Source organism: Pseudoalteromonas distincta (assembly GCF_005877035.1).
Taxonomy (GTDB): domain Bacteria; phylum Pseudomonadota; class Gammaproteobacteria; order Enterobacterales; family Alteromonadaceae; genus Pseudoalteromonas; species Pseudoalteromonas distincta.
Window position 1 is genome coordinate 578,793 of the sequence record NZ_CP040559.1, and the last position, 14,181, is coordinate 592,973.

A 14,181-nucleotide genomic window follows, 5' to 3' on the forward strand; every position below is an offset into this window, starting at 1 on the left:
CACGCTTTTAATGTTTCAAATCAAATCAAATCAAATCAATGATATTGCTAAAACAATCGCTTTTACGTAAGTCTTTAGCATTCATTGGTTTTGCAAAGTAATAACCCTGTAATACATGGCAGCCAACCTCGGCTAAAAAGAGCATCTGTTCGCGCGTTTCTACTCCTTCTGCAATGCAGTATAGATCTAAGTTTTCTGCCAATGAAAAAATAGTTTTAATAATTGATTCATCTCCCTTATCTATACCAATACTATTTACAAAGCTCTGATCTATCTTAATAACATTAATAGGGAATTGGCTTAAGTAAGTGAGTGATGAGTATCCTGTACCAAAATCGTCAAGTAGTAATTTAAACCCAGCAGCTTTTAGGTTTTGCAGCTGTTTGGCTGCTTTAAGCTTATCTTCTAATAAAATACTCTCTGTTATTTCGAGCCTTAATTGTCTTGGATGAACTTGAGAGTCCGCTAATATAGCCATTAACCGCTGTGTTATGTTTGTTTTTAAAATGTGTTTAGGCGATAAGTTTAAAGATATATAAAACAACGGGTTTTCGCTGAGTATAGGCGCAAGTTCAATTAGTGAACGGTGCAAGGCTTGCTCAGTAAGAAGTTCTATTAAACCGGTTTCCTCAGCTACAGGAATAAAAAGAGCTGGAGATATTAACTGGCCTTCATTTTTCCAGCGCATGAGTAACTCCACGCCATTTATTGTTTTCTCTTCTATGTCGATAATAGGCTGGTAGTGATTAAAAAATCGGTTGTCTTTTACTGCATCTTTTAAATCATTTTCAAGCAGTAACTTTTGTTTTATTAGCTCATTCATTTCATCGCTAAAAAACTTAAAGTCGTTTCTCCCGCCTTGCTTAGCGTGCATCATTGCAACATCGGCATTACGAATGAGTATATCTGTGGTTACAGCATCGAATGGGTATAGAGCTACGCCAATACTGGCTGAAATATTAATAGAGAAGTCTTCAATAATTACTTTATTAGCTAATTCATTACTAATTTTTCTTACGGTATCGCGAAGAGATTGGAGTGATTTTATATTTTGAATCAGCACTAAAAATTCATCACCACTTTGGCGGCCAAGTATAGCGTTTTCGCTAAGCATACCGCTTACTCTTTGGGTAATATTACATAACAACTTGTCACCCACTGCATGACCAAAAGAGTCATTAACAGGTTTGAACTTATCTAAATCAATAAATAATAATGCGCATTGGGTATTGTTTTTATCGGCATATTTAATCGCCTTTTCAATGTTTTGATACATTAAACTACGATTAGGTAGGTGCGTTAGAGGGTCAAAATTAGCCAAATAGCGCAGTTCGTTTTCAGCACGTTTTTGTTCAGTTAAATCTGTAATAACAATCACATAGTAACTTGCAGTGTCTTTTGTTACAGCTGTGGCACTTATATGTATTGGGTGTTCGTTATTTCTTGCTGTTCTTATATAAACATCACTTTGCCAGTTTTCAGTTGGTTTTAATTTTTTTAAAATACTAGCAAACTCTCTGCACTTATCTTTACCAATTGCTTTAATAAACAATTTAGGGCTAATTTTGGTGGCCGTTTGCTCGTTTGAAAATGTTTCAATAAAACTATTGTTCGCAGAAAATGGCATTAAACGCTTATCGAGTATAAGTAACCAATCGTTTATTTGGCTAAACGCTTCACCTAAAATTTTTGCTTGTTGCTCATTAGCTCGTTGCTCGGTGATATTGGTATATATGCCAGAAACATATAGAGGCTCATTTGTTTGAGGGTCGTATATAACTTGCCCTGTATCTTGATACCAAAGCCAATGGCCATTTTTATGCTGTAAACGGTAAGTTGCTTGCCAGTTTTGTTGTTTTTTGTATTTGAAGTAGTTTTCCCATTGGTTTTCAAAACGACGTCGATCGTCTGGGTGTATAAGCGCTAAAAATTGATCTATATGCACGCGTTCAGGTAAGTCTGTATAGCCTAATTCACTTCCCCTGAGCGTATTTACGGAAGCGTCTTTAAAATTATAATCCCATACGCCGCTTTTATTATTTTTAAGCGCGAGTTCTGTTTGCTTTTGCGAATGAATAGTCGCTCTATGGGCTTGTTCAATTGCTACTCGGCGGCTGCGATACTGCCAAAAAATAAAAAATAACACCCCAAGTATTAAAATAATGTAGGTGGCTATAGCAATGGGCGATTTCCAAGGAGCATACGCCACGTTGATATTAAGTGTTGTAGGCTCGCTTGTAATAATACCATCACGATTATGTGCTGATATTTTTAGTGAGTAATTACCAGGTTGAAGCTTTGTGAAAAATACTTGATTAGATTGTAAATCTTCATATGTAAGAGACGTAGGCCCTGAAAGGATTACTTTATAATATGCTTTATCAATATTAGGGTAAGAGAATTTAGAAAAGCTAACCGTCAATCCCATGTCTTCATAATTTAATTCAAGTGGTTTGCTAAGGTATTTATGAGGATTGTAATTGAGTTCCCTAGTAAGGAGGCTAATATCAGTAATGGCTAGATTACTTTTTTGTAGTTGTTCTTTTTCATTAAAGTCTATCGGGTCAAGAAGTAAGGCTCCAGCATTGCTGCCGAACATAAGCCTGCCATCGCTTAGTGTTGCTGCCGCTATTGGTGTAAATTGGTTTATATTCAAACCGTCTTTTACTGAAAAACTCACTACATTGAGAGTATCTAGGTCTATTTGATACAGACCATTGTCGGTACTTGCCCATAAAAAGCCGTTTTCATCAGGAAGTAGTGAATAGATAGAATCAGTATTAAACGAATTTTTTAATCCTATATAGTGCTTTCTTTCATAAGTAACGGGGTCAACGCCGAGCAAACCTTCGTGAGTGGTTGCTAACCATAAAATTTTTCGTTTTGAGTCTAAGTAAAAGTTTTCTACAGTGTAAAAAATATCTTCTTTAGGATTAAAAGACTGAAATATAGTCGTTAAAGTTTTCGTTTTTTCGTTGTACCTAAGGAAGCTTTTTGATGTGCCAAGTACAAACTCTTCAGGATGTGTGTCGAGGTGTTTATAAAAAGCGTAAGAAAATAAAGGATCGACTTGCTCTTTGAGCCCCTTAATAATTCTTGTTTTTCCTGTTGTTTCATTAAAAACATAAAAATTATCATCCGACATAAATGCATATGTGTCTGCAGATAACTGGGCAAAGCCAAATAAGTTGGATTGGTTAATTACATCTTTTTCTGTGTCTTTATTTTCAATAATTTTACCCGCTTGTTTATCAAACAGTTTAAAACCATCGAAAGTAACAAGCCAAAGGAATTGATTATCACCAATTGAAGACGCAAAAATATCATAAACGGCAGATGCCCCGTATATTGCTTTTGAGTCGGTTGAGCTCAGATATACATCACTTTTATTTGTTGCTTTGTCGTACCGTGCAATTCCATCTTCTGTTCCTAACCAAATAATATTATTTTTGTCTTGGTAGGTGGCATGAATAGTATTGTTACCGGGTAAAGTAATGTGTTTAAACCGTCGGGTTTTAATTGGCCATGTAAACACGCCCTGGGTTCTAGATGCGAGCCAAAGTACGCCGGACTTATCAACCATTAGATCGTTTATTGAGTTTTCATTAATATTAAACTTACTTTTTTCATAATTTAATACGAATTCTAGTTCTTTGGTTTCGCGGTGATAACTGAACAATCCACTTTCGGTTGCTACAAACTCCCCGTAAACAGTATTGGCATAATCCCATATATTATAATCAGGAATTAAAGTTGTAATATTTGCTGCAGATATATTTTTGGTATTATCGAATGCTAATTGATACATGCCTTCAACAGTACCAACAAGTAGTCCTAATTCATTATCAACACTTAAGAATTTGACGTTTACATTATCTATCGTATTTTTTTCAGGGGGATGAAGAGGTATTTTTACAAGTTCTGAATTATCTATATTTGCAGTGTATAAACCATCATTTGTACCAATATATAAAGTGTTTTTATATATTGTTAATGACCGAATGTAGTCACCTTTATTTGGCAGGGTTAGCTTAAATGTAAAGTGTTTACTCGTCTCATCAAATGTATATATTTGGGCATCTATGGCGAAGTAAAAAGTACCTTGTTGCTGAGTCATTGCAGAGATTGGAGAGAACATTTTTTGTTCTTTATCTATTTGACCAGAATAGATTTTTTCGGTTTTTAAAGTGAGGGGATCTATTATATAGGCACCAGAAAGATCTGTTGAGACAATGATTTTTCCGTCTTCGGCTTTAAATAATGCATAAATATAGTGTTTATCTAGGCCAAAGCCGCCACTAAAAGTTTTTACATTATAACCATCAAAACGGTTTAAACCCTGTTGGGTTGCTATCCAAATATAACCAATATCATCCTCTTGAGTCTGCAAAACGTAACTTTGCGATAGGCCTTCGTCAGTAGAAATTCGTTGTAATTGCTGAGCATAGTTTTGTGATGCAAAAGTGCTTTGGATGCATAGTAAAAAAGTAATGGTGATATGAAAAAAAAATTTGCTCAAACGCACTTATAAACACTCTCAGTGGAAGATAGGATGATGCATAGCTAGATAGTAAATATAGCATAAGTTTTTATTTTTTAATTACAAATAATATACATAACGCTAAAAGTTCTATTTTTAAATAGTGAGCTACTCTATACAGATAATAGTAAATGCTTAGAAGGAGAGTATAGTGGTTTTCTCTAATGTTGATGCAAAAAACAGCGTGTTATTAGTTATAGACTTACAAGAGTTGCTTGCTCCTGCAATTAAAGATTTTCCGAATATTTTAAAAAGCACATTGCAGTTAGCTCAAGCGGGTATTATTCATGGCGTTCCATGTTTAGTAACGGAGCAATATGTGAAAGGTTTGGGCGAGACTAATCAGCAAATTAAAAATACGTTATCTAATGCCACGTATTTTCATAAAACGTACTTTAGTGCGTGTGCAGAGCCTGGTTTTGTTGATACGTTAAAAAGCCATGGTAAAAAGCAAGTTGTTGTTGTGGGAACTGAAGCACATGTGTGTGTTTTACAAACATGCTTAGATTTAATAGAAAATGACTTTGAAGTTATTATTGTTTACGACGGAGTTGGTTCGAGAAACCCGCAACATAAAAATTTGGCGATTGAACAGCTACGCCAAGCTGGTGCTGTAATTTCATGCGCTGAAATAGTTATTTTTCAATGGACAAAAAAAGCTGCAACGCCTACGTTTAAGAAAATACTGCCTATAATTAAGTAAGGCTTTGAAAATTTTTATATAACGTGCATGATATTTATTTGGGGAGGTGCTCCAATTTAGATGTTGCGACGTACATATACTAACGTGTTTAATACACTACAAATTTTATTAAAGGGTTTTATGTCTAGTGTCACTCGGTTATTTACCATAATTTTTAGTCTTTTATTTGTTGAATCCATAGGGATTGGTTTGTATTTTGGGACGTTAACTCAAGCATTTATTGTTGGACTACCACTTTGTTTACTCCCTATCTGGTTACTTAAAACACAGCCAGATAACCCTATCACTGCACATGTAGTTGCAGCTGCAATAATGATGTTTTCTTTTTTACATATTCAGCAGGCTTTTGGGTTAATCGAAGTACATTTTGAAATATTTATCTTAATGGCTGTACTTATAATGTTTGTACAGTGGCGAGTGTTTATTACCGCTATTATTTTTGTAGCGGTTCATCATTTATCTTTTTATTATTTACAAACTCAAAATACGGGTTTTTACGTATTTGACCCTGATAGGCTTGCTTTTACTACGGTGCTTATTCATGCTGGATACGCAATAGTTGAAGTATTAGTTGCAGGCTATATTGCAAAAACGCTGCAACGGGAACGTCGTGCGGGCTTATCTTTAAGTTATGCGACAGAACAAATAATGAAAGATCCTGAAAACATTAAACTCTCTCTTCGCGCGGATGACACTAAAAGCGAAGCTGTAGCAGGATTTAACACATTACTAGATTACTTATCTGATGTTATTAAACAGGTACAAACTCAATCAGAATCATTGCAAAAAAACTCACAAGAGCTTATTGATGTTCACGATCAGTTAGCGAGTGGAGCGGTTCAACGTACGCAACAAACTGATGATATTGCTAATTCTGGCGCTCAAGTTGCCAATGGCTTTAAACTTGTAGAAGAAGAAAGTGAGGTGCTTAAGCGCCAAGTTGACCATATTACACAATCTGCAGGTGATGCATTAAAAGAAGTGCTTCAAACAGACGCTAAAAGTAGAGAGTTGTTAACACTGCTTAACCATACCGAAGAAAAAATAAATCACTTAGTGGCAGCGGGCGATGTTATTTCAGGGCTTCTTAATGAAATATCAGGCATTGCTGAGCAAACAAACCTACTTGCTTTAAATGCCGCTATTGAAGCAGCCCGCGCAGGCGAACACGGTCGAGGTTTTGCTGTTGTTGCTGATGAGGTAAGATCTTTGGCCAACCACAGTAAAGCAACAACAGATAAAATTAGTCTTACATTAAAAGATCTTGTTAATAATAGTAAAACGTCAACGCAATCAATGAGTCAGTGTGTGAGTTTTGTAGTTGATTTAACAAGTATTAGTGCTGCAATGAAAGAGAATATTTCAGCAATGAGCGAGCAAATAGCCGCAGTATCTTCAAGCTCTGACTCAGTTGCACAAGTGGTAGCCGAGCAGGCAGGTAATACCGAGTTAATAGCAAGCAGTACTGATACTATGCGCCAAAATCAGTACCAAGATACGCAAATAGTGCAGCAGTTAACCGCTAAGGTGCAGTTAATCGATGTAAGTATTGATGTATTAGAGCAAAGCATTGCCAAGTTTAAATAAATCTAACTCTTTTGTATTTTCTCTTATAGCTATATGGCTTGTTTGTGTTGTTGCAGGATTAGTTTATTTTCAGTTAGAGCAACTTAAACCGTTTGATAACTCAAAAGTTTTATTGCAAAAGCACTGGTTTAATAACTTTAAAAAGCAATTGGGCTGGGTTGACACTAATGAAGCGTCGTTAGTGCTTATAACTGAAAAAAATTGCGGGTGCACCATACAGGCTAAGCCGCATATTTCATCGTTAAGCTCCTTTGCTGCCAATAAAGCTATGAAGGTTGTACAAGTTGAATTAACACCAAAGCTTAAACACGTTATTCCGGCAACGCCTGCCGCCGTTATTATTAATAAAAACGGTGAGTTTGTTTATGCCGGTCCGCTCTCTGAAGGATTAGCGTGTGCCCAAGGAAGTGGCTTTGTTGAAACTGCGGTCACTAATTTAGCTGCAGGTTTTAATTCCAACCTTTTAATTACGCAAACCAAGGGGTGTTATTGTGTAAATAATGCATAAATAACGTGCAGAAAAAACTAAAGCTCGCACTTAAATTAATAGGTTCGAGCTTTAACATTGATTAAATTGTAACTAAGCCATAAATACCCAATGACACAAACACACAAGCAGCAATAGCACGTACGGTGTTTAGAGATATTCTTTTTAGTAATGCATTACCAGCATATATAACAGGCACGTTAGCAATTAGCATACCTAACGTGGTTCCTACCGTTACCCAAAACACAGACTGATATTGTGCGCCTAGCAACACTGTCGCTATTTGTGTTTTATCACCAATTTCTGCAATAAAAAATAATACAAAAGCAACTAAAAAAGCCCCGTAGCTATCGTATTTACTACTTACATCTTCGTCTTTATCTGGAACTAATAGCCAAAGGCCAACAACAATAAAGCTGATGTTTACAAGCCAAGGTAAATATTCAGAAGAAAAACTATTACTTAACCACTGCCCAAACCACGCTGATAGGCCATGATTGAGTAAAGTTGCGGCTAAAATACCAAGAATAAGTGCGCCTTTATTACGAAAACGGGCAGCTAACAGGAGCGATAAAAGCTGGGTTTTATCGCCAATTTCGGCAAGAGTGACAGTGACGGTTGAGGTTAAAAAAACTTCCATTATTGATTCTTACAGGCGGGAATACTAAACCAAGGCAAACAACTATCTCCCGCCATGAGGATAGTGTCTACCTAGGTCTCGCCGATAACGCTTGCTACAACATTACAAACTTACCATGCACATGAGGTGCAATTATGTTGATAAGTTTACTCATTACTGAGCGGGCTACTCCCCTAAGAGGCGGCCATTATTCCATAACTTTATTTTTAGGTAAATATAGTTAAGAGAACAAATACCATATTCTAATAAATAATTTATATTTATTAGTGAAGAAGCTATTGATAACAATTGTCGTTTAGATTAGTATGCATCTATTGATTGTAATTAACACGGTTTGTATTGATGTATATTTGTCTTTGTCACGGTGTGACTGATAAAAAAATTGAGCAAACAATTGACGATGGTGCAACGACCATGCGTGAATTAACTAAAGAGCTTAAAGTAGGCAGCCAATGCGGTAAGTGTTGTGGTTGTACCAAAAAGATCCTTAATCGCAGACTTATTCAAATTGCGGATGTAACGGATCAAGTTGCTTAATTACATATAAAATTTAGATATAAAAAAAGCAGCTTTTTAGCTGCTTTTTTTATGCTTGTTACTATTTACAGTTGAGACTGTAAGTAGTTTTTGATACCCGTATTTTTAATAAGTAATTGTTGGGTTTCTAACCAATCAATTTGCTCTTCTTGTTCATTTAAAATGTGATCAAGGGCTTCGCGGGTAATGTAATCTTTTTTACTTTCAGCCAGCTTAACTGCGCTACGTAACTCATCAATAGTATCGAGTTCAAAACTCATGTTAGCAGCAATCATTTCTTCGCTGTTTTCACCAATACGTAATCGGCCTAAGTCTTGAAGATTTGGTAAGCCTTCTAAAAACAAAATACGTTCAATTAAACGATCTGCGTTTTTCATTTTTTGAATTGATACTTTGTAGTCTGCTTTATCAAGCTGTGTAAAGCCAAAATCTTTAAACATACGTGCATGTAAAAAGTATTGGTTAATACCAACAAGCTCATTAGCGAGTACTTTATTAAGCGCTGCAATAACGTCTTTATCGCCTTTCATAATATGCTCCTACTAAGCCATTTGTGCTTGATGATAATTTTCAGAACCAATCTTATCAATTAAGCCAAGTTGTTGCTCTAACCAGTAAACATGGTCTTCTTCGGTATCAAATAACAGCTTTTCTAAAATGCTACGAGATTGATAATCTTGTTGTTCTTCACATATTGCGATGACGTCTTTAACACACGCAACTACTTCAAGCTCTAGTGTTAAATCGTTTTGCATCATGCTTTTTACATCGTTACCGATAAGTAAATCACGGCGCTTAGTCATATTTGGTACACCTTCTAAAAACAAGATGCGCTTAATAAGCCAGTCTGCGTGATCTTTTTCTTCTTCCATTTCGTGGTTAAGGCGCTCGTATAGTTTGTTTAAACCCCAGTCGTCATACATGCGCGAGTGTATAAAATACTGATCGATTGCTGCTAATTCGTTAGCTAACAATGTATTAAACGCATCGATTACTTGTTGATTACCTTTCATGATAAATCGCCTTAACTATTTCAATTGTATGTAGTGTAGTACAAATAGCCTGTATTGCAAGTTTTCTCTATAAAAATCATTGCGTTACTATTGGTTTTGATTCTTATTTAAGTTTGCGTTACTGCTTGGTTTGTGGACAGTTTTTTATTTGTATTAGTATCTGAGAAAGATTACTAGAGGTATTTATAAACAATAAGTAGAGATACTGCTTTTCATATTATCTTTTTAAATAAATAGGCATGCTGATGCCTATTTATTGAGTCTATCACTAATTAAAACTGGTATTTAGCACCTAGGGTAGCCGTTGTTCCTAATCCTTTGATGTTATAGCCGCCGTAAGTGTAAGATTGTGCGCGGGCAGGGTAGTAATCACTATTGAATAGGTTTTCGATACCAAAATAGCCACTCCACCTGGCGTTAACGTTGTACTGACCACTTAAATTAAATGTGTTGTAGCTACTAACAGGGCCCTGATCGCCAGAGTATTGGCCCTGTGCATTTTTATCAAAGCGCTTTCTGTCACCTACATATAAAAAACTCATTGCAAGTGATAACTTTTCGTTAGTTTTCCATGTTAAATTAGCAGTGGCTTTCGGTGGGCTGATTTGTTTTGCCCCTAAATATTCATCAGCTTCGGTGTTTTTACCTTCTACGTAACTATATGTGGCGCTTAATTTAAGATCTTGATTAATAGTATAATTAACTAAACTTTCGTAACCCCATATTTCTTGCGGTGCGCGTACGGGTTCGTAAACACCCGTTACTTCGTTAAATTCATTACTGGTGCCAAGCTCTGAAGTACTTCTGTACAGTGCAAATTCAAAACGAACGTTTTCAAACTGTGAAGTAAAACCAACTTCGTAGTTGTCGATTATTGAGGCTTGTGTTTGAATAAGTGCAATATCGTCAACGGTTGCAGCGCGAAGCAAGCGCCCAATATCAGAAATATCAGAGCCCTGTGAATAACTAAAAAATGGGCTGAATGCATCTGTTAAATTGTATTTTATGCCTGCATTATACGTTGTAGCGTCATAGTTTATGGTATCACCACGCACATTTAATGGGACTGAGCATTGCGAAGGGGTTCTACACAGTTTTAATGTTTGGTAATCACTTACGCTCAAATCAATACTTTCGTTTCTTACACCTGCTTTTACAATAATATCGTCGTTTATTACCCATTTGGTTTGTAAAAAGCCAGCCACACTTTCCATGTCCATTTCTGGCACCCACACACGGCCATCTACTAAAGGTTGCGATGTTTTATCGTTTAAGGCATCAATACCGTAGATTAGGGTGGCTGTTACGTTTTCAAAATCAAACTGACTATTAAATGTAGCTCTTGCGCCTTGCTTGTCTGATTTAATAACCGATTGACCACCGCTATAACCTTCATCAAGATTAGCTAGGTTAGTGGAGAAAAAGAATACGTTTTCTATATCTTGTTTATAAAGATCGAGGGTCATTTGTGTGTTTTCAAACAACGCGTAGTCAACATATTTTAGAGTAATATTAACGTTGCCATCGGGTCCTTGCGGCTTACCTTGCTTTTGTAGTTCTGTGGGTACGTGAATAGCGTATGTTTTTTCCCCTATATTGCCATCGCCAGTAATATCACCTAAGTCAGTTTTTTGCTGTGAGCTGAAATAGTTATAGCTAAACTGCAGTTGCTTTTCGTCGTCAAAATCATAAGTTAGTTTGGTAAAATAGTTTTGAGTCTCAGAGTCTGATAAACCGTATTGTAAGCCTAAAATATCGCCCTGTGCATCGCGTTGTACACCGTTTTCTTCATAGCTTGCCGTTAACAGGTAGCTTAGTTGGCCGAGCTTACCGTTTACTGCGGCTGATACTCTACCGCCGCCACTTTCTGCTAACTTAACAGCGCTAAAGCGGCTTGAAATACTTATTTCACCTTCAGGTTTACCATCACTGCGAGCCTGTTTGGTTATGTAGTTAATAATGCCACCTGAGGCACCATTACCATAAATAGACGTTGCACCTTTTATGACTTCAATGCGCGCTATGGCACTTGCATCAAGTGTTTTTACGCCTAAAGAACCATTACGAAGAGGGGTTGATTGCGGTACGCCATCAATCATTATTAATGGCGCGCGGCCGCGTAGTGTTTGTCCTGAATTACTTGAACTGCCTGTATCTGGGGCTAGCCCTGGAACCATTTGCGCGAGTAAGCTCCCCAATTCTGAGCTTACTTTTAAATGCTGTTGTATTTGTTGCTGATTAATAACGGTGATCGAGGCTGGTACTTCGTCAATGCTTTCTGATATGCGGCTGCCTGAAACAATGACATGCTCAAATTGATCAGAATTGTATTCATTTTTATTATTTTCATTTGCTAACGTGTTAGTACTTATTGCAACAGCAATAAGGCAAAGCGAAGTTTTTAACATGGGTGTCTTAGTTGATAATAATTACGTAATGGTAATTATTATCAACTAACGGCACAAGTGTTAATGAGATTTATTTCCATTTATGGCGTTTTAACCAAAAATATACACCGCTTACAATAAAAAATGCGAGTGAAAGGGCTATTAATAACCATAAAAACTGCACGATAGGACCTGCAAAATCACCAATGTGAAACTTATATTTGAAGTTCCATGCTTTCGTCGTAAAGTTTGTTTTACTGGCGTCAAATGAGTTTAATACTTTACCCGTAAATGGGTTAGTCCAAACCCAGCTGTAAGCGTGACTTTCGCCAGGGTTTTGCATTCTCAGTGCAATTGCTTCGTCATCCTTTTTAGGTAAGTAAATTCTATATAATTTACCGTCTGGAAATACGTTCTCTGCATTTTTAATTGCTTCATTGTAGTTTAAAGTAGCTTGAGAAGGGGTTATTACTTTTGGTGCTTTAGGTCTTTGTTCTACCTTGTTTAAGGTCACAAATTCTAATACCGATTGAGTTTGTGTTTTCCAGTTAAATGCCATACCAGTAAAGGCAATCAGCATAAGCGGTATAAAAAAGTAAACACCAAGCACTGTATGTAATTGATACATGAGCACTCTAAATTTGGCTTTTGGTTTTATAGCTAAACGTTTAACTCTGTTTTTGGGCTTTACCCATAAATAAAAGCCCAGTAATACATTTATTAAAAGTAGCAATGCACATACCGACATCCAATTTCGAAAGGTTTTTTCACCTTTACTGTTTTCAAACAACAGCCAACGATGTAATCCCATAGCAAACCCATAAATCGTATCGGTTGATTCATAGACGTTTAGTACACTCCCAGAGTAGGGGTTAACACTGGCGTAATGTTTATTGGCTAACCGAAATTGCCATGCTGCGTTTGGCGCTTGTTCGGGCATAAAAAAGGTGATTTTTTGCTTAGTTTGAGCTTGTACATTTTGTATAAGTTCATCGTAATGCATTAAGTTTTTTTGGGGTGTTACTTGCCATTTTGCAGGCTCTATTAGGTGCTGTATGTCTTTTGCATAAATCATAACAGCACCGGTTAGGCTCACTATTAATAAAAATAGTCCGCTAATAAGGGCAAGGCCTAAATGAATTCTACGTAACCAAAGTTTCAAAAACGGTATCTCATTATGAGTTAATGACAATATTGTAAATGATAATACGAGCTGTTTTCAATTAAATAAGTTGTGTATTTGGTTTAGCTTGTTATTAAGAACATTAAATTAGGCTTTTATTTGTAATAGATTGGATTTCTATTATGCAATTTTCGATTTTAAAATTGTCGTGCAAAAAACTTTTAACTGCGGCTAAATCAATTACGTGCTGGGTGCTAATAATAAGCTCGCAATAATTTTCTTTATCATCTAGTTGCCAAAGCTTAATGCTCATTACCGATTCGATATTAAATTCATTACTAATAGCATGTGATATTGCATCTGTATCAACGTTGCTAGGCGCTGCTTGCATTAAAATTTTGCAGCTTTGCTTTAATAGTAAAATGCCGTGATAAATTACATAAAGAGAAATAAGCACAGTGGCAATTAAATCAAAGATATACCACTGGTATAAAATAATTAAGGTGCCTGCAATAATAACAACAATAGATGCCATTGCATCTGATACGTTATGAATAAAGGCCGCTTTTATATTTATACTGTGATTTGCGCCAGCTCGGTAGGTTAAAAATGCGGTTGCTAAATCAATTACCAACGCTATTGCTGCCACCCACACAACTATCCAACCATTAATTGGTTGAGGGTTTAAATAGCTCGAAATGGCTTCAAAAATTAAATACACACCAATTAATATCAATGTACTGCTATTAAAAAGTGTGGCAAGTATTTCAGCGCGTTTATAGCCAAAATGATGAGTGGTGTCAGCAGGTTTATTACCAATTTTACGTGCAACGAGCGCGATAAATATAGCGGCAGCATCACTTAAATTATGAAGTGCATCGGCTATAAGTGACAAACTGCCCGAAAATACCCCGCCAATAACTTGGGCTACGGTTAGCAATACATTAATAACCACAGCGACTGTTAGCTGTTTATCGCTCTGGTTTTCGTCTACATGACTATGTGAGTGATCGTGCGCCATAATGACCTCAAATGTATTAATTGAATATTGCTCATATCATGGCTGGTTTAAAACCGCTACAGATGTGGTAGCGTCAATAAATCTAATTATAAGTTAGTAATAAAGGCGTATATTTTAAAAAGTGTGAATTTAATATTGTAACG

The 14,181-nt window shown here is 36.3% G+C and carries 11 protein-coding genes; 4 read left to right on the plus strand and 7 right to left on the minus strand.

From position 1 onward, the window contains the following. Positions 1-25: 25 nt before the first annotated feature. Positions 26-4,525 (minus strand): EAL domain-containing protein, encoded by a 4,500-nt coding sequence (locus tag FFU37_RS19325; protein WP_138490350.1) that lies wholly within the window; start codon positions 4,523-4,525, stop codon positions 26-28. Between the two features lie 166 nt (positions 4,526-4,691). Here FFU37_RS19325 and FFU37_RS19330 point away from each other — a divergent pair, with 166 nt between their 5' ends. The 3 genes from FFU37_RS19330 to FFU37_RS19340 all read left to right on the plus strand — a co-directional run bounded on the left by FFU37_RS19330 (position 4,692) and on the right by FFU37_RS19340 (position 7,338). Next, positions 4,692-5,243 (plus strand): isochorismatase family protein, encoded by a 552-nt coding sequence (locus tag FFU37_RS19330; protein WP_039488445.1) that lies wholly within the window; start codon positions 4,692-4,694, stop codon positions 5,241-5,243. Positions 5,244-5,363: 120 nt separating this feature from the next. Further along, on the plus strand, positions 5,364-6,830 hold the full coding sequence (locus FFU37_RS19335) for a methyl-accepting chemotaxis protein (protein ID WP_138490351.1): 1,467 nt from the start codon (positions 5,364-5,366) through the stop codon (positions 6,828-6,830). Further along, positions 6,814-7,338 (plus strand): DUF6436 domain-containing protein, encoded by a 525-nt coding sequence (locus FFU37_RS19340; RefSeq protein ID WP_138490352.1) that lies wholly within the window; start codon positions 6,814-6,816, stop codon positions 7,336-7,338. The genes FFU37_RS19335 and FFU37_RS19340 overlap by 17 nt, the downstream gene beginning before the upstream one ends. Positions 7,339-7,399: 61 nt before the next feature. On the opposite strand, the gene FFU37_RS19345 is transcribed toward FFU37_RS19340, so the two are convergent. Continuing rightward, the gene (locus FFU37_RS19345; protein WP_024597356.1) at positions 7,400-7,957 is read right to left on the minus strand and encodes a TMEM165/GDT1 family protein; all 558 of its coding nucleotides are present in this window, start codon (positions 7,955-7,957) and stop codon (positions 7,400-7,402) included. A 342-nt stretch (positions 7,958-8,299) separates the two neighbouring features. Here FFU37_RS19345 and FFU37_RS19350 point away from each other — a divergent pair, with 342 nt between their 5' ends. Continuing rightward, a complete protein-coding gene (locus FFU37_RS19350; protein ID WP_002960627.1) occupies positions 8,300-8,494 on the plus strand; it encodes a (2Fe-2S)-binding protein in 195 nt (64 codons plus the stop codon). A gap of 65 nt (positions 8,495-8,559) precedes the next feature. Here FFU37_RS19350 and bfr (FFU37_RS19355) read toward each other — a convergent pair whose 3' ends face one another. From bfr (FFU37_RS19355) to FFU37_RS19375, 5 genes are all read right to left on the minus strand, one after another. Beyond that, positions 8,560-9,024: a bacterioferritin gene (gene bfr, locus FFU37_RS19355; protein WP_002958984.1), complete on the minus strand. Its 465-nt coding sequence runs from the start codon at positions 9,022-9,024 to the stop codon at positions 8,560-8,562. A gap of 12 nt (positions 9,025-9,036) precedes the next feature. Beyond that, positions 9,037-9,507, minus strand: coding sequence for a bacterioferritin (bfr, locus tag FFU37_RS19360; protein ID WP_138490353.1), 471 nt, complete (start codon positions 9,505-9,507; stop codon positions 9,037-9,039). Between the two features lie 272 nt (positions 9,508-9,779). Further along, positions 9,780-11,915: a TonB-dependent receptor gene (locus FFU37_RS19365; protein WP_138490354.1), complete on the minus strand. Its 2,136-nt coding sequence runs from the start codon at positions 11,913-11,915 to the stop codon at positions 9,780-9,782. 70 nt (positions 11,916-11,985) lie between these two features. Next, the gene (locus FFU37_RS19370; protein WP_138490355.1) at positions 11,986-13,056 is read right to left on the minus strand and encodes a PepSY-associated TM helix domain-containing protein; all 1,071 of its coding nucleotides are present in this window, start codon (positions 13,054-13,056) and stop codon (positions 11,986-11,988) included. Between the two features lie 103 nt (positions 13,057-13,159). Continuing rightward, positions 13,160-14,038 (minus strand): cation diffusion facilitator family transporter, encoded by an 879-nt coding sequence (locus FFU37_RS19375; RefSeq protein WP_138490356.1) that lies wholly within the window; start codon positions 14,036-14,038, stop codon positions 13,160-13,162. Positions 14,039-14,181 lie beyond the last annotated feature (143 nt).

What these genes read in the sequence shown, in the direction of transcription:
- FFU37_RS19335 (WP_138490351.1), top strand. Translation starts at nt 5,364, where the DNA reads ATGTCTAGTGTCACTCGGTTATTTACCATAATTTTTAGTCTTTTATTT.
- FFU37_RS19345 (WP_024597356.1), bottom strand. Translation starts at nt 7,957, where the DNA reads ATGGAAGTTTTTTTAACCTCAACCGTCACTGTCACTCTTGCCGAAATT.
- FFU37_RS19350 (WP_002960627.1), top strand. Translation starts at nt 8,300, where the DNA reads ATGTATATTTGTCTTTGTCACGGTGTGACTGATAAAAAAATTGAGCAA.
- bfr (WP_002958984.1), bottom strand. Translation starts at nt 9,024, where the DNA reads ATGAAAGGCGATAAAGACGTTATTGCAGCGCTTAATAAAGTACTCGCT.
- bfr (WP_138490353.1), bottom strand. Translation starts at nt 9,507, where the DNA reads ATGAAAGGTAATCAACAAGTAATCGATGCGTTTAATACATTGTTAGCT.
- FFU37_RS19365 (WP_138490354.1), bottom strand. Translation starts at nt 11,915, where the DNA reads ATGTTAAAAACTTCGCTTTGCCTTATTGCTGTTGCAATAAGTACTAAC.
- FFU37_RS19375 (WP_138490356.1), bottom strand. Translation starts at nt 14,038, where the DNA reads ATGGCGCACGATCACTCACATAGTCATGTAGACGAAAACCAGAGCGAT.